Raw genomic sequence first — 14393 nt, forward strand, 5'->3', positions numbered from 1 at the left:
CGGGCGCTACGGTCGACCCGTGCCCCCCGTCGAGCCGCCGCCCACGGGCTGGGCCTTCCCGGACCCGGGCCGGTGGGACCCGGCCGACGACCTCGTCGGCGCGGGCGCCGACCTGGAGCCGGGGACGCTGCTGTCGGCCTACCGCCGCGGGCTCTTCCCGATGCCGGTGGGGGCGCCCGGGGACCCGATGTACTGGTGGAGCCCGGTGCGCCGTGGCGTGCTGCGGGTCGACGGGCTGCGGGTCTCCCGCTCGCTGCGCCGCTCCGCCCGCGAGCTCGAGATCCGGGTCGACACCGCCTGTGCCGAGGTGATCGAGGCCTGCGCCGACCCGCGCCGCGAGGGCGCCTGGATCGACGACCGGGTCCGGGCGGCGTACCTGCGGCTGCACGAGCTCGGCTGGGTCCATTCCGTGGAGGCGTGGCGGGGCGACCGGCTGGTCGGCGGGCTCTACGGCGTCGCGATCGGCGGGCTGTTCGCCGGCGAGTCGATGTTCCACCGGGAGCGGGACGCCTCGAAGGTCGCCCTGCTCGGCCTGGTGCGGCTGCTGGACGACGGACGGGCGGACGCCCGGCTCATCGACACCCAGTGGGTCACGCCCCACCTCGCCAGCCTGGGGGTCGAGGAGGTGAGTCGCACGGCCTACCTCGCGCGGTTGCCCCACCTGCTGGCCACGCCCCTGCCCGCGGCCCTCGTGGAGTGGCAGGATGGGGGCTCCGCGCCGGGGCGGACAGGCCCGGCGGACGCGAGCTCGTGAGGGGGCACTTCGGATGGGCACGGTTCGGATGGGCACGGTTCAGATGGGCAGAGCACTTCGGGGACGGATCGGCAACCGGATCGGACGCGCCGCGCTGGTGGCGGGCCTCGCCGCCGCGGGCCTCGCAGGATGTGGCAGCGACGGCGGCAGCAGCGCGCCCGACAATGCCTCGACCGAGGACTTCTGCGGTGCCTACCTGTCGGTCTTCGACGACATGGACTTCTCCGAGGTGCCGTCCGACGAGGAGGCTGCCGAGATGATGCGGCAGTGGGGCGACAGGCTCGCCGAGGTCGGCACGCCGGAGGACATGTCCGAGGAGGCCCGTGACGGCTTCGAGCTCGTGGTCGACACCCTCGGCGAGATCGACGCCGACACCTCGGCTCAGGACATCGAGGACCTCGGCGAGGACTGGAGCGAGGAGCAGGACAAGGCCGGCGAGGCCTTCTCGCAGTTCGTCGCGAAGGAGTGCCCGATGGAGATCCCGGGCATGGAGGACCTCGAGAAGGAGCTCGGCGACCTCGAGGGCGAGCTCGGCGACCTGGAGTCCCAGCTCGAGGACCAGATGGGCGAGCTGGAGGGCGAGCTCGAGGGGTTGACCGAGTCGCCGTAGGTCAGACGACCTGCGCAGGCTCGCCGGTGTCGCTGACCATCGGCCGGCCGGCCTCCGCCCACCCGATCATCCCGCCGTCGAGGTTGACCACGTCGCGGCCCTGCTGACCGAGCCAGGCGACCGCCTGGGCGGAGCGGCCGCCGATCTTGCACACCACGACGGTGCGGCCGGTGGGGACCTCGTCGAGCCGGTGGCCGAGCTCCATGAGCGGGATGTGCACGGCGCCGTCGATGTGGCCGCGGGCCCACTCGACCGGCTCCCGGACGTCGAGGACGTGCAGCCCCTCGGGCAGCGGGTTCGGGAGCTCGTGGGCGCTCACGGTCGGGATCTCGTGCACGGCGGTGCTCCCCCTGGGTGTGTGGCTGGTGGGTCCGGAGGCCGGGCTCACTTGAGCAGCTTGGACATCCGGCGGTCGGCCAGCGGCTTGCCGCCGGTCTGGCAGGTCGCACAGTACTGGAGGCTCGAGTCGGCGAAGGAGACCTCCCGGACCACGTCGCCGCACACCGGGCACTGCTCGCCGGCGCGGCCGTGGACTGCGAGGTGCGACTTCTTCTCGCCCTTGAGCTCGCTGGCGTGGAGGCCGCGCGAGCGCTCGACGGCGTCGCCGAGGACGCCGCGGATCGCGTCGTACAGCGTCTGCACGTCGTCCGTGTCGAGGCTGCTCGCCGGCTTGAACGGCGACATCCGGGCAGCGTGCAGGAGCTCGTCGGAGTAGGCGTTGCCGATGCCGGCGATGGTGCCCTGGTGGCGCAGCACGCCCTTGATCTGGGCGCGGCCCGCCTCGGCGAGGATGCCGCGGAGGGTGTCGACGGTGAAGTCGTCTGCCAGCGGGTCGGGGCCGAGCGAGGCGATGCCGGGGACGTCGGCCGGGTCGCGGACGAGGTACATCGCCAGGCTCTTGCGGGTGCCGGCCTCGGTGATGTCGAGCCCGGACTGGTCGTCCAGGACCACGCGCACCGCCAGCGTGGACTTGCTGCTCGGCTTCGGCGGCAGCGCCGGCACCTCGTCGCGCCAGCGCACCCACCCGGCGCGGGCGAGGTGGAGCACGAGGTGCAGCCCGGAGGCCTCGATGTCGAGGAACTTGCCGTGCCGGGTGACGTCGTCGACGAGCGTCCCCTCGATGGCGCGCAGCGGCGGGTCGAAGGTCTTCAGCGCGCTGAACGCGGCGACGTGCACCGCGGTGATCGCGCGCCCCTCCAGCCGACCGCGCAGGTCGGCCGCGAGGGCTTCGACCTCGGGCAGCTCGGGCACGCGCCCAGCCTAGTTGCCCCGCCCCCCCGGCCTCCCCCATCTGGGGGACGGCCGGTGACAGCGACGGCCGTCCCGACGCATCATGGCGGCATGCCCGCCACGCGGCCCCTGCCCCGGACGGGGTCGGTGTTCCTCGACCCCCGCGGTGACGGGCGCGCGCTCCGGGTCTCCTGGCACCACGACGACGGTGGGGTCGGAGCCGAGGGAGACAGGGCCGACCAGGGGGCCGGGCTGGTCGTGCTCTCGCTGTGGCGCGACAACGTCTGCAGCGGCTCGTTCCGGCTCGCCGCCGAGGACGTCGCCGAGCTGATCGCGGTCCTCGCCGCCGGCCTCGGCGCGAGCTGCCACCAGTTGCCCGCGCAGACCGGCTGACCTGCCACCAGTTCCCCGCGTAGACGGGTCGAACTGCCAGCAGTTGCCCGTTAGGCCCCGGCGTGCTCGCGGAGGTACCGCCCGAAGTGCGGCACCGTGAACGCGATCCGGCCCCGCTCGCCGGAGTAGATCAGCCCCTTCTTGAGCAGCGAGTCCCGGGCGGGGGAGAGCGACTGCGGCTTCTTGCCCAGGGCGGAGGCGACCTCGGACGTCGGCACGCTCTGGATGTCGTCGAGCTCCTCCTCGCCGCGCTCCGCGATCGCGGCCGCCGAGTCGGCCATCGCACGCAGGTAGTCGCGCTCGCCGGGCGTCGCCCGCTCGTAGCGGCTGCCGAAGAACCCGACCGCGAGCTCACGCTCCGCCTCGGGCGCGGCGACGGCGACGTCCTCGGCGGTGATCGGGGAGCGCGGGGCGAGGTCCCACACGGCCTTGCCGTAGGCCTGGATGAAGTACGGGTAGCCGCCGGTCGCGGCGTACATCGCCGCCAGCGCCTCCCCGGTGTACGCCGCGTCCTCCTCGAGCGCGGGCGCCGTCAGCGCCAGGTCGGCGGCGTCGCGCGCCAGCCGGTCGATCCGCTGGTAGCGGAAGAGCCGCTCGGAGTAGGACTTGCTGGCCGAGAGCACGGCGGGGAGGTGCGGCAGGCCCGCGCCGACGACGATGACCGGCAGCCCGGACTGGCTGATCTCGTGGCAGGCGGCGCAGAGGGCGGAGACGTCGTCGGGGCCGAGGTCCTGCATCTCGTCGATGAACACCGCGACGCCCTTGCCGACGTCGGCGGCGAGCCCGCCGAGGTCGGTGAAGAGCTCGACGAGGTCGATCTCGATGTCGCCGGAGTCGGCACGGCCGCGGACGGCGGGCGCGTCGATGCCGGGGTTCCACTGGTCGCGCAGCTTCGCCCCGGCGCCGGCGTCACGCTGGGCGAACGCCCGGATCACGCCGAGGACGTGGTCGACGTCGTCCGACTGCGGGTGGCCGAGCTCGCGCACGGCCTGGTGCAGCGCGCTCGACAACGGCCGCCGCAACGGCTGGTCGGGACGGGCCTCGAGCTTGCCGGTGCCCCAGCGGCGGCGCACCGCGGCCGACCGGAGTGCGTTGAGCAGCACGGTCTTGCCCACGCCGCGCAGCCCGGTCAGGACGAGGCTGCGCTCCGGGCGGCCCCGGGCCACGCGCTCGAGCACCACGTCGAAGGCGCCGAGCTGCTCGTCGCGGCCGGCGAGCTCGGGCGGGCGCTGGCCGGCGCCGGGGGCGTAGGGGTTCCGGATCGGGTCCACGATCGGAACGTATCGGCGTCTCTAGGCCGAGCCGTAGATTTCCGTATCGAGCCCTCGACGTGTCGTGGGGCCCGGGTACGGGCGTGTCGGTCGGCGTCCCGGCCACCACGCGCAAGAATCGGCGGCATGAGGCCGCAGGTGGTCGCCCACCGGGGCGCCAGCCACGACAACGCCGAGCACACGCTGAAGGCCTACCTCGCCGCGCTCGACGAGGGGGCGGACGCGCTCGAGTGCGACGTCCGGCTGACCGCCGACGGGCACCTCGTGTGCGTCCACGACCGCACGTTGCGGCGTACGGCGAGTCGTCGCGGCATCATCTCGACGCTCGAGCTCGCCGACCTCGACAGCCTCGACTTCGCCTCGTGGAAGAACCCGTGGGCGGACCTCGACGACGAGGCGCCGGACCGCGAGGAGCACCACGACAAGGTGCTGACGCTGCGCAAGCTGCTCGAGACGGTCGCCGACCAGGGCCGACGGGTGGAGGTGGCCATCGAGACCAAGCATCCGACCCGCTACAGCGGACTCGTGGAGCGCCGGCTGGTGGAGATGCTCCGCGACTTCGGCTGGGACCGCGCGGGGACCCCGGTCCGGGTGATGAGCTTCAGCTACTCCGCGCTGCAGCGGGTGCAGCGGCTCGCCCCCGAGGTGCCGCTGGTGATGCTGGTCGAGAAGGCCCACCACTGGCCGGTCCTGAAGCAGGTCGTCGGTCCGGGGTGGGCCGTCGGGCCCGGGGTCGACGAGCTGCGCGAGCACCCGAAGTTCGCCCAGCGCCTGGTGCGCAGCGGCCGGCCGATCCACGTGTGGACCGTGAACACCCCGGCGGACCTCCGGATGTGCCTGGACCTCGGGGTCTCGTCGGTGATCACCGACCGTCCGTCGTACATCCGCGACCTGCTCGACGGACCGCAGGGGCGCGACGGATAGCCTCCCCGCATGGCGAAGCGCTCCCGCACCAAGGCCCGTGACCATGCAGCAGCCACCCCGGGAGAGGTGGGGCCGCGCCAGCCGTGCCCGTGCGGCTCCGGTCGGCGCTACAAGGCCTGCCACGGCTCGGCCTCCGGAGCGCCGACCGTCTACGTGGCGCGCCCCTTCGAGGGGATGCCGTCCGAGTGCGACGTCATCGCGATGCGCGAGCTCGTGCCCGCCGCCACCGCTCCGCTGACGCTGAAGGACGGCGACCGGACGGTGAAGCTCTGCTCGCTGCTGCCGATGGCGGCCCCGGCCATGGTCCGGGAGAGCGGCGAGGTCTGGCTCGGGCTCCAGGTGCAGCACAACTACGGCGACCCCGCCCGCGACCTCGGGGCCGTGCTCGTGAAGGCGCTCGACGCGGCCGAGGCGGGGGACACCGGCATCGTCGGCCTCACCGAGGCACCCGGCGAGGGGCCGCGGCTCCAGGACCTGGTGACTGGCGACGGGCTCGACGTGACCGTCCACGAGGGCTTCGACTTCTGGATCGCCGACGTCGAGGACCAGTCGGGGATGGCGGCCGCGCTCCAGCAGGCCAACGAGGCGGCGCAGCCGACCACCCGGCTCACGTCCGTCACCGCCGCCTACTGGACCAGCGTCGGCAGCAAGGAGCACCTGCGCTGGGTCATGCCCGAGCCCGAGGACGCCCTGCTCGACGCGCTCGCGCGGCTGCACGCTGCCGGCAAGGACGTGCTGGTTCCCGAGTCCCGGTTCGTCGGCATGTTCCGGGCCCACGGCCTGCTCGCCCCGGTGTGGGACCTCGCCGTCGGCACCGGCGCGGAGGCGCTCGAGGAGCCGGCCGACCGGTTCGCCGCCGACCTGGCCGCCGCGCTCGCCGACGACAGCCCGCTCACGGCCGAGGAGCGCTCCGCGCGGCACGGTCTGGCCAACCGCCAGGTCACGATCCGGTGACCGTTCGGGCGCCCGATCGGATGACCTCTGCAACCAGTTCGTCGCCGCGGTGACGGACGTCACCCGGATGGGTGAATCGCGTGGGGGCGGGCGCCTTGTGTCACGCCCCCACGCACAGTAGATTCCTCTTTACCCGGTCGTTGTTGTGTCCCCCGTCAACAGCGGCCGGGTCTTCACATTTCCGGGTTCTTTCGCAGGCCCCTCGGCCCGCTGCCGGTCAGTCCACCGGCAGCGGCTCGCGATCGATCGGGCAGCTCATGCAGCGCGGCCCGCCACGGCCGGAGCCGAGCTCCGAGCCGGCGATCCTGACGACCTCGATGCCGGCCTCCTCGAGCCGGTCGTTGGTCTCGTCGTTGCGCTCGTAGGCCACTGCCACCCGCGGTGCGAGGGCCAGGGTGTTGTTGCCGTCGTCCCACTGCTCGCGCTCGGCGGTCACCGGGTCGAGGCCGGTGTCGATCTGGTGGAGGGTGTCGATCTCCATCGCCTTGGCGGCCGCCACGAGGAACGGCTCGGCGTCGGCGACCTGCAGCTCGAGCTCGTGGGCGCCCTCGCCGCGGCCGGCCACCGTGACGGCGTACGCCTGCAGCGAGTCGGCGACGTTGGGGTACATGACGATCTTGTCGACGTCGACCATCGTGCAGACGGTGTCGAGGTGCATCGTCGCCCGCTCCTGGGCGATCGGCACGGCGAGCACGGTGTGTGCGAGGTCGGCGTGGAACACCTGCCGGGCCAGCCGCTCGACGCCGGCCGGGGTGGTGCGCTCGCCGACGCCCACCGCGATGACGCCCGGGGCCATGAGCAGCACGTCGCCGCCCTCGACGTGCTCGTGGTGCCAGCCGTGGATCTTGCGGGTGCCCTGGAACCGCGGGTGGGCGGTGTAGATCAGCTCGGTCAGCTGGGTCTCGCGGGCCCGGGCCGGCATCGCGAGCGACGTGACCGCCACCCGGTCGCGCACCCAGACGCTGGAGTCGCGGGTGAAGAGCAGGTTCGGCAGCGGGTCGATCAGGAAGTCGTCGTGCGCGAGGAGCGAGGTGACGAGCCCGAAGCCGCCGCGGACCTCGTCGTTGCGGATACCGGCCGTGAGGTACGTCGTGAGGTCCTCGGGCGAGGCGTCCTGCAGGTAGCGGGCGAGGTAGTTGCGCAGCGTGTCGCCGAGGTGGAGGCCGCCCAGCGCGGTGGTGATCGCGTGGTGGCGGGCCTGGTCCTGCTGCAGCGTCTCGGTGAGCAGCTCGGTGAGGTAGAGCACCTCCACGTCGCGGTCGCGCAGCGCCTGCGCGAAGGCGTCGTGCTCCTCCTGGGCGCGGCTGACCCACGGGATGCCGTCGAAGAGCAGCTTGTCGTTGTTGCGCGGGGTCAGGCGCTTCAGCTCGGGTCCCGGACGGTGGAGCATCACCGTGCGGAGGCGACCCACCTCGCTGTCGGCGCCGTGCTTGCGGGGGGCCTGGTCCTGCGTCGTCATGGGCGAAGCCTAGTGCCGACGCGGCAGACACGCCCCTCCCGGCTTTCCCGCGGGACAGCGACGATTCGAGGCGCCGCGGGCGCGCGCGATACCCTCGGTAGGCCGGAGCGACGTCACGCACTCCTCCGCAGCCCAGACTTCAAGCCCCAGACTCCAGCCGGCCGCGCGCGCCGTCCGGGCCCGTGGCCCGCCGTACCGCGCGCAGCGCAACGACGGCCCGCCCGAGTCCGATCCCGGAGACACCCTTGTCCGCTGCTGCCCTGACCGCCCCTGCCCGCGACGACAGCGTGCTCGCCGCGCTGCGCGACCCGCGCCGCCTCCGCACCGAGGTGGTGGCCGGCCTCGTCGTCGCCCTCGCGCTGATCCCCGAGGCGATCTCGTTCTCGATCATCGCCGGCGTCGACCCGCGCCTCGGCCTGTTCGCGTCGTTCACGATGGCCGTCTCGATCGCCTTCCTGGGCGGCCGGCCGGCGATGATCTCCGCGGCGACCGGAGCGATCGCGCTCGTCGTGGCGCCGCTGGCCCTCGAGCACGGCGTCGACTACCTGCTGGCGGCCGTCATCCTCGGCGGCGTCCTGCAGGTGCTGCTGGGGCTCGCGGGCGTCGCCCGGCTGATGCGTTTCGTGCCGCGCTCGGTCATGGTGGGCTTCGTCAACGCGCTGGCCATCCTGATCTTCCTGGCCCAGATGCCCTACCTCGTCGGTGCTCCGTGGCCGGTCTACCCGCTCGTGGCCGTCGGCATCGGCCTCATCGTGCTCGCGCCGAAGGTGACCGATGCGGTCCCGGGTCCGCTGGTCGCGATCGTGGTCATCACGGCCTTCACGCTGGCCGCCGGCCTGGCGCTGCCCGACGTGTCCGACCAGGGCGACCTGCCCGAGAGCCTGCCCGCGCTGCTGTTCCCGAACGTCCCGCTGACCCTCGAGACGCTCCGGATCATCGCGCCGTTCGCGCTGGCGGTGGCGCTGGTCGGCCTGCTCGAGTCGCTGCTCACCGCGAAGCTGGTCGACGACATCACCGACACCCCGTCGGACAAGACCCGCGAGTCGCTCGGCCAGGGCGCCGCCAACGTCATCACCGGCTTCTTCGGCGGCATGGGCGGCTGCGCGATGATCGGCCAGACGATGATCAACGTGAAGTCGTCCGGCGCCCGCACCCGGATCTCGACCTTCATGGCCGGTCTGCTGCTGCTCGTGCTCGTCGTCGGGTTCGGCGACCTGGTGGGCATGATCCCGATGGCCGCGCTGGTCGCCGTGATGATCATGGTCGCGGTGGCGACCTTCGACTGGCACAGCGTCGCTCCCGCCACGCTGAGGCGGATGCCCAAGTCGGAGACCACCGTGATGGTCTCGACCGTGGCCGTGGTCGTCGCCACCCACAACCTGGCGATCGGCGTGGTCGTCGGCGTGCTGGTCGCGATGACGCTGTTCGCCCGCCGCGTCGCCCACCTCGCCGAGGTGCACCGCGAGCTCGTCGAGGATGCCGACGGCCGGGTGCACGCCCGCTACACCGTGACCGGCGAGCTGTTCTTCGCCTCGAGCAACGATCTCTACACCCAGTTCGACTACGCCGACGACCCCGAGCACGTCGTCGTCGACCTCGGCCTGTCCCACGTGTGGGACGCCTCCACGGTTGCCGCGCTGGACGGGATCGTCACCAAGTACGAGCGCAAGGGCAAGCGGGTCGAGATCGTCGGGCTGAACCGGGCGAGCGCCAGCATGCACGAGCGGCTCAGCGGCCAGCTCGCCTGAGGACGAACGGCTCCAGCCGGGAGTACCCCTTGACCGGCCGCCGGGTCATCCGGCGGAACCGGTAGCCGCCGGCCTCGGAGTACGGCGAGAGCTCGGCGAGCTCCTCGGCCGCCCGGTCGACGAGCCGGCCGAGGACCTGGACCGGCTGACCCGCGAGGACGGGCTCGTCGGTGGCCGCGCGCTGCACGGGGATCTCGACGGTGCGGGTGTCGTCCTCGGCGGCGGGACCGGAGAGGAACTCGTAGGCGCCACGGTCGACCAGCACGGTGCCGGGACGGGCGACCGAGGTGAGTCGGGCGGCGATGTTGACGGTGGGCCCGAACACGTCGCCGAGGCGGCTGACCACGTCGCCGTAGGCGATGCCGGCCCGCACCTGCGGGAAGGGGTCCTCGTCGTCGGCGCCGCGCTCGGTCACCGCGAGTGCCACCTCCGCGGCGGCCCTCGGGTCGTCGGTGACGAACAAGACCTCGTCCCCGATCGTCTTGATGACGCGGCCGCCGTGCTCCACCACGGTCCTGGTGACCTGGTCCTCGAAGTGCTCCACGAGGTCGACCAGCTCCGCGTGGCCGAGGTTCTTGCTGCGGCCGGTGTACCCGACGATGTCGACGAACGCGACGGCGGCCGTGGTCGTCGGGCTGCCCTGGGTCACCGACGCAGTGGTGAGGAGCCGGCTGGCGGCGCTGGCGAGGTGGCGGCGCCACACGTAGGCCTGCAGCTCCTCGATCCCGGGGATGACGGCGTCCATCAGCGTCGTCAGCCGCTCCTCGGGGTCGGGGCCCTCCACGGCGAGGCCGGTCAGCAGCCCGACCTGCCACTCCGCCAGCCGGGCGAAGCTGCGGCCCCAGGTGCGCACCAGGGCCGACTGCGAGTCCGGCTCCAGGATTCCCAGGGAGATCAGGTCACTGGTCTGCCGGAGCGCCCGGACGTCGGCCTCGGTGAACGCGACGTCGTCGTCGGCGGTGTGCGGGAAGCCGAGCTGCTGCCACAGCTCCTCGGCCACCTCCAGGGGGACGCCGGCGCGCTCGGCGACCTGCACGCGCGTGAACGTGCGCGGCTCGCCGAGCAGCGCGGCCTCGACCTCCTCGGGCGGCGCGAGCGGGCGTCCCTCGGCCAAGGCCGGCCTCAGCCGTCCGACCGGGTGGCGCCGAGGCGCTCCTCGGCGGCTCGGTCGAGGGCCTTGCGGAAGGCGGGCACCTCGTCGCAGAGCAGGCGCAGGGCGTCGCTGGTGAAGTGGAGCATCTCGAGCCTGGTCAGGCTGACGATCGAGGCGTTGCGCAGCTTGCCCTGCATGACCCCGGCCTCGCCGATGACCTCGCCCGGCCCGAGGCGGGCGACCTCCTGGCCGTCGCGGCGGACCGAGACCTCGCCGGAGAGCAGGATGTAGGCCTTGTCGGCCGGCGTCTGCTCCCAGATGGGGGACCAGTCGGCCGGGGTGGTGACGTAGGTGCCGGCGTTCTTGATCGCCTCGACCTCGGCGTCGGTGAATCCGTCGAAGATGGGCACTGCTCGACCTCTCGGATCACGGGGGCACGCGGGCCGTCCCCCCTCACGTCGCTCCTCCCGGTCCGGATCCTCCCCGAGCCCCGGCGGGCTGTCCAGCGAATGTGGCGCTCAGGACACCAGCTCGTAGACGGTGATCGCGAAGAGGAGGAGGCAGACGCCGGCCCCCAGCAGGTGGAGGGTGCGCAGTCGCACCCGACGAAGAAGCACCCGGCCGACGACCACCGCGAGGCCGCTCACCGCCAGCAGCGCAGCGAGCGCGCCCACGAACACGCTGGCGGGGTCGGAGTACTTCGCGACCAGCGAGAGCGTCAGCAGCTGGGACAGGTCGCCCCACTCGGCGGCGAAGAGCACGAGGAAGCTGGCGCCCACCGCCCGCAGCCCGTGGGCGCCGCCCCTCGCCGAGGCCTTCCCGGCGAATTCCGCCTCCGTGTCGGCCTCGTGGGCGTCGGCGCCGCGGGCCTCGCGGAAGAGCAGCACCGCCCCTGCGAGGAAGAGCGTCGCGGCCGCCAGCCGGACCCACGTGGTCGGAAGGAGGGCGGCGGCGGATCCGAGCAGGACCGCGATCGTGGTCTGCACGGCGAACGCGAGCCCCACCCCGATCCAGACGAGCAGGCCGCGAAACCGCGTGGAGAGGACCAGGGTGGCGATGAAGGTCTTGTCGGGGAGCTCGACCAGGAAGATGGCGGCGAAGGTCAGCCCGACGATGGTCAGATCCACCGCGCGATCCTCCCAGACGCGTCAGCGCGCGAAGTACGCGCGGCTGAGCGCGGACGCCTCGGCCAGCACGTCGGCGACCGGCCGACCGAGCGCCGCGGCCGCGCGGGCCACGTCGTCGTACTCCGGCTGGGCGTTGACCAGGGTGCCGTGGTGGCGGGCCAGCTTGACCGCGATCAGCTGGCCGTCGACCTCGACGGCGACCATCTCGCGGTCGAGGGCGTGCTTGGCGAGCGGCTGCTCGCGCAGCCCGATCGTCGAGGTCTCGCGGAAGACGGTGCTGCGTACGGCCTCGGCCCGGTCCGCGGCCACGAGCACGCTGAGGGTGTGGGCGGGACGGCCCTTCTTCATCAGGATCGGCGTCAGCCACGCGTCGCTGGCCCCGGCGGCCAGGAGGGCGGCGATGACCGCCGGCCACACGCGCGGGTCGAGGTCGTCGACGTTGGCCTCGAGCAGCAGCGCGCCGCTGCCGCCCCCGCTGCCCGGGACCGGCTCGCCGACCAGCAGCCGCAGCGCGTTCGCGTGGCCCTCGGGGTCGCGGCCGCCGGCACCGACCCCGATCGCCGAGGTGGACATCGGCGGCTGGGGTCCCCAGCCCGTTGCGACGGTCGTGAGGACGGCGGCGCCGGTGGGGGTGCACAGCTCCATCTGCGGCGCGCCGTCGGGCCCGGCGTACGACGGGACGCCGCGCAGCAGCTCGGCGACCGCGGGTGGTGGCACCGGGAGGACGCCGTGGGCGGTGCGGACGCTGCCGGAGCCGACGGCCACGGGCGAGACGACGACGTCGCGGGGACCGGAGGCCTTCTCGAGCAGGTGGGTGAAGCCGGCTGCGGCGCCGACGACGTCGGCGATCGCGTCGAGGGCGCCGACCTCGTGGAAGTGGACCTGGTCCGGCTCGGTGCCGTGCACGGTCGCCTCGGCCACCGCGAGCCGCTCGAAGATGCGCAGCGCGAGGGCCCGGACCGCCTCCTCGAGCGGCGCCGCGACCAACAGGTCGCGGACGTCGTGCCAGGCGCGGTGGTGGACGGAGTCGGCGATGTCGACGTGGCACCGGGTAGCGGCGAGCCCGCCCCGCTGCACCCGCTCGACCCGGAGCGCCACCGGCTCGGGGGAGACCGCGTCGACCGCGCGCTGCAGCACCTCGACGGGGACTCCGGCGCCGACGAGCGCGCCGAGCAGCATGTCGCCGCTGGCTCCCGACGACGCGTCCACCCAGACGGTCATGCCTTCGCGCCCACGCGGCGCGCGATCCGGGCGGCGGCGACGCCGGCGCCGTAGCCGTTGTCGATGTTGACCACGGTGATCCCCGGCGCACAGGAGTTGAGCATCGCCAGCAGCGCGGCGACCCCGCCCAGGGACGCGCCGTACCCGACGCTGGTGGGGACGGCGATCATCGGCACGCCCACCAGGCCGCCCACCACGGACGGCAGCGCGCCCTCCATGCCGGCGACGACGACGAGGCAGTCGGCATCCTCGAGCTGGTCGCGCACGTTCAGCAGCCGGTGCAGGCCGGCGACGCCCACGTCGTGGATCTCGGTCACGCCCGCCCCGTGGACCCGCGCGGTCAGCGCGGCCTCGCGGGCGACGGGGCCGTCGGAGGTGCCGGCGCACACGACCGTGACGTTGCCCAGGCCCGCGGGCATCGGCCCCATGGTGGCGGCCCGGGCGACGAGGTCGACGTCGGCGCCGGCCTCGGCCACGGCGTGCAGCGCCTCGTCGGAGAGGCGGGTCGCGAGCACGGCGCGGTCGGGGTGCTTGGCGTGCAGCGTCTGCAGGATGGCCACGACCTGATCGGGCGTCTTGCCCGCGCCGTAGACCACCTCGGCGTCACCGGTCCGGCGGGCCCGGTCCAGGTCGACCCGGGCGAAGCCCAGGTCCTCGGTACGTCCGTCCTCACTCACGGCCCGAATCTAACCCCCGCCACGCCTCTGCCACGAAGTGGCGAGTCAGGTGCGGCGCTCGGGGTCGGCGGGGTAGACGCCGAGGATCTTCACCTCGTGGGTGAAGAACTCGAGCTCCTCGAGCGCCCGCGCCACGGGCGGGTGCTCCGGGTGGCCGTCGACCTCGGCGAGGAACTGGGTCGCGGTGAACTCCCCGTCGACCATGTAGCTCTCGAGCTTGGTCATGTTGACGCCGTTGGTTGCGAAGCCGCCGAGCGCCTTGTAGAGCGCGGCGGGCAGGTTGCGGACGTTGAAGATGAACGACGTGACGATCGGGCCGTTGTCGGGCGGCGCCTCGACGTACTCCTTCGAGAGCACCACGAACCGGGTGGTGTTGTGCTCCTCGTCCTCGACGTCGTGGCGCAGGATCTTCAGCCCGTAGATCTCGGCGGCCAGCGGCGGCGCGATCGCCACCTGGGTGGGGTCCTGGGCCTCGGCGATCTCACGGGCGGCGCCGGCGGTGTCGCCGGAGATGAGCGGGGTGAGCCCGAGCTCGCGGATCACGCGGCGGCACTGGCCGAGCGCGTGCACGTGGCTGTGCACGGTCTTGATCGACTCGAGCGTGGCGCCCTCGGTGGCCATCAGCGAGAACTGGATGCGCAGGAAGTGCTCGGCGACGATGTGCAGGTTCGAGGTGGGCAGGAAGTGGTGGATGTCGGCCACCCGGCCCGCGATCGAGTTGTCGATCGGGATCATCGCCAGGTCGGCCTCGCCGCCCTCGACGGCCGCGAAGACGTCCTCGAACGAGGCGCACGCGACTGCCTCAGCCTCCGGGTAGTGCCGCTTGCACACCAGGTGGGAGTTGGAGCCGGGCTCGCCCTGGTAGGCGATGCGTCGGGAGGTCAGTCGCTGCTGGGTCACCTGCGCCATTTTTCCACGTGCCCCCTCGTGCC

16 protein-coding genes are annotated in these 14393 nt (G+C 73.2%); 6 read left to right on the forward strand and 10 right to left on the reverse strand.

The window, feature by feature from the left end:
* Nucleotides 1-19: 19 nt before the first annotated feature.
* A complete protein-coding gene (aat, locus tag ACFP2E_RS02430) occupies nucleotides 20-754 on the forward strand; it encodes a leucyl/phenylalanyl-tRNA--protein transferase (RefSeq protein ID WP_378522273.1) in 735 nt (244 codons plus the stop codon).
* A gap of 43 nt (nucleotides 755-797) precedes the next feature.
* A complete protein-coding gene (locus tag ACFP2E_RS02435) occupies nucleotides 798-1364 on the forward strand; it encodes a hypothetical protein (RefSeq protein WP_378522274.1) in 567 nt (188 codons plus the stop codon).
* Nucleotide 1365: 1 nt separating this feature from the next.
* On the opposite strand, the gene ACFP2E_RS02440 is transcribed toward ACFP2E_RS02435, so the two are convergent.
* A complete protein-coding gene (locus tag ACFP2E_RS02440; RefSeq protein ID WP_378522275.1) occupies nucleotides 1366-1701 on the reverse strand; it encodes a rhodanese-like domain-containing protein in 336 nt (111 codons plus the stop codon).
* A 47-nt stretch (nucleotides 1702-1748) separates the two neighbouring features.
* The gene (locus tag ACFP2E_RS02445; protein WP_378522276.1) at nucleotides 1749-2615 is read right to left on the reverse strand and encodes an Fpg/Nei family DNA glycosylase; all 867 of its coding nucleotides are present in this window, start codon (nucleotides 2613-2615) and stop codon (nucleotides 1749-1751) included.
* A 90-nt stretch (nucleotides 2616-2705) separates the two neighbouring features.
* Here ACFP2E_RS02445 and ACFP2E_RS02450 point away from each other — a divergent pair, with 90 nt between their 5' ends.
* On the forward strand, nucleotides 2706-2987 hold the full coding sequence (locus tag ACFP2E_RS02450) for a hypothetical protein (RefSeq protein ID WP_378522277.1): 282 nt from the start codon (nucleotides 2706-2708) through the stop codon (nucleotides 2985-2987).
* Between the two features lie 50 nt (nucleotides 2988-3037).
* Here the strand turns inward: ACFP2E_RS02450 and ACFP2E_RS02455 are convergent, their stop codons facing one another.
* Nucleotides 3038-4258, reverse strand: a complete 1221-nt coding sequence (locus tag ACFP2E_RS02455) for an ATP-binding protein (RefSeq protein ID WP_378522278.1) — start codon at nucleotides 4256-4258, stop codon at nucleotides 3038-3040.
* 126 nt (nucleotides 4259-4384) lie between these two features.
* Between ACFP2E_RS02455 and ACFP2E_RS02460 the strand changes: the two genes are divergently transcribed.
* Nucleotides 4385-5182: a glycerophosphodiester phosphodiesterase gene (locus tag ACFP2E_RS02460; protein WP_378522279.1), complete on the forward strand. Its 798-nt coding sequence runs from the start codon at nucleotides 4385-4387 to the stop codon at nucleotides 5180-5182.
* Between the two features lie 9 nt (nucleotides 5183-5191).
* Nucleotides 5192-6136, forward strand: a complete 945-nt coding sequence (locus ACFP2E_RS02465; protein WP_378522280.1) for a DUF5926 family protein — start codon at nucleotides 5192-5194, stop codon at nucleotides 6134-6136.
* Between the two features lie 217 nt (nucleotides 6137-6353).
* On the opposite strand, the gene ACFP2E_RS02470 is transcribed toward ACFP2E_RS02465, so the two are convergent.
* Nucleotides 6354-7595 carry an arginine deiminase gene (locus ACFP2E_RS02470; RefSeq protein ID WP_378522281.1) on the reverse strand — a complete coding sequence of 414 codons (1242 nt, stop codon included), beginning with the start codon at nucleotides 7593-7595 and terminating at the stop codon, nucleotides 6354-6356.
* A gap of 287 nt (nucleotides 7596-7882) precedes the next feature.
* Between ACFP2E_RS02470 and ACFP2E_RS02475 the strand changes: the two genes are divergently transcribed.
* A complete protein-coding gene (locus ACFP2E_RS02475) occupies nucleotides 7883-9343 on the forward strand; it encodes a SulP family inorganic anion transporter (protein WP_378522507.1) in 1461 nt (486 codons plus the stop codon).
* Here ACFP2E_RS02475 and ACFP2E_RS02480 read toward each other — a convergent pair.
* From ACFP2E_RS02480 to ACFP2E_RS02505, 6 genes are all read right to left on the reverse strand, one after another.
* On the reverse strand, nucleotides 9324-10457 hold the full coding sequence (locus ACFP2E_RS02480) for an adenylate/guanylate cyclase domain-containing protein (protein WP_378522282.1): 1134 nt from the start codon (nucleotides 10455-10457) through the stop codon (nucleotides 9324-9326). The genes ACFP2E_RS02475 and ACFP2E_RS02480 overlap by 20 nt on opposite strands.
* A gap of 8 nt (nucleotides 10458-10465) precedes the next feature.
* A complete protein-coding gene (locus tag ACFP2E_RS02485; RefSeq protein ID WP_378522283.1) occupies nucleotides 10466-10846 on the reverse strand; it encodes a Crp/Fnr family transcriptional regulator in 381 nt (126 codons plus the stop codon).
* 108 nt (nucleotides 10847-10954) lie between these two features.
* On the reverse strand, nucleotides 10955-11563 hold the full coding sequence (locus ACFP2E_RS02490) for a TMEM165/GDT1 family protein (RefSeq protein ID WP_378522284.1): 609 nt from the start codon (nucleotides 11561-11563) through the stop codon (nucleotides 10955-10957).
* Between the two features lie 21 nt (nucleotides 11564-11584).
* The gene (gene larC, locus ACFP2E_RS02495) at nucleotides 11585-12784 is read right to left on the reverse strand and encodes a nickel pincer cofactor biosynthesis protein LarC (RefSeq protein WP_378522285.1); all 1200 of its coding nucleotides are present in this window, start codon (nucleotides 12782-12784) and stop codon (nucleotides 11585-11587) included.
* Entirely contained in the window at nucleotides 12781-13461 is a 681-nt protein-coding gene (larB, locus tag ACFP2E_RS02500; RefSeq protein WP_378522286.1) for a nickel pincer cofactor biosynthesis protein LarB, read from the reverse strand. Before larB ends, larC begins: the two co-directional genes overlap by 4 nt.
* Before the next feature lie 45 nt (nucleotides 13462-13506).
* Nucleotides 13507-14361 (reverse strand): prephenate dehydratase, encoded by an 855-nt coding sequence (locus ACFP2E_RS02505; RefSeq protein ID WP_378522287.1) that lies wholly within the window; start codon nucleotides 14359-14361, stop codon nucleotides 13507-13509.
* Between the last annotated feature and the right edge of the window lie 32 nt (nucleotides 14362-14393).

The sequence above is a fragment of the Nocardioides sp. GCM10027114 genome (assembly GCF_042659625.1).
In the GTDB taxonomy this organism is placed as follows: Bacteria; Actinomycetota; Actinomycetes; order Propionibacteriales; family Nocardioidaceae; genus Nocardioides.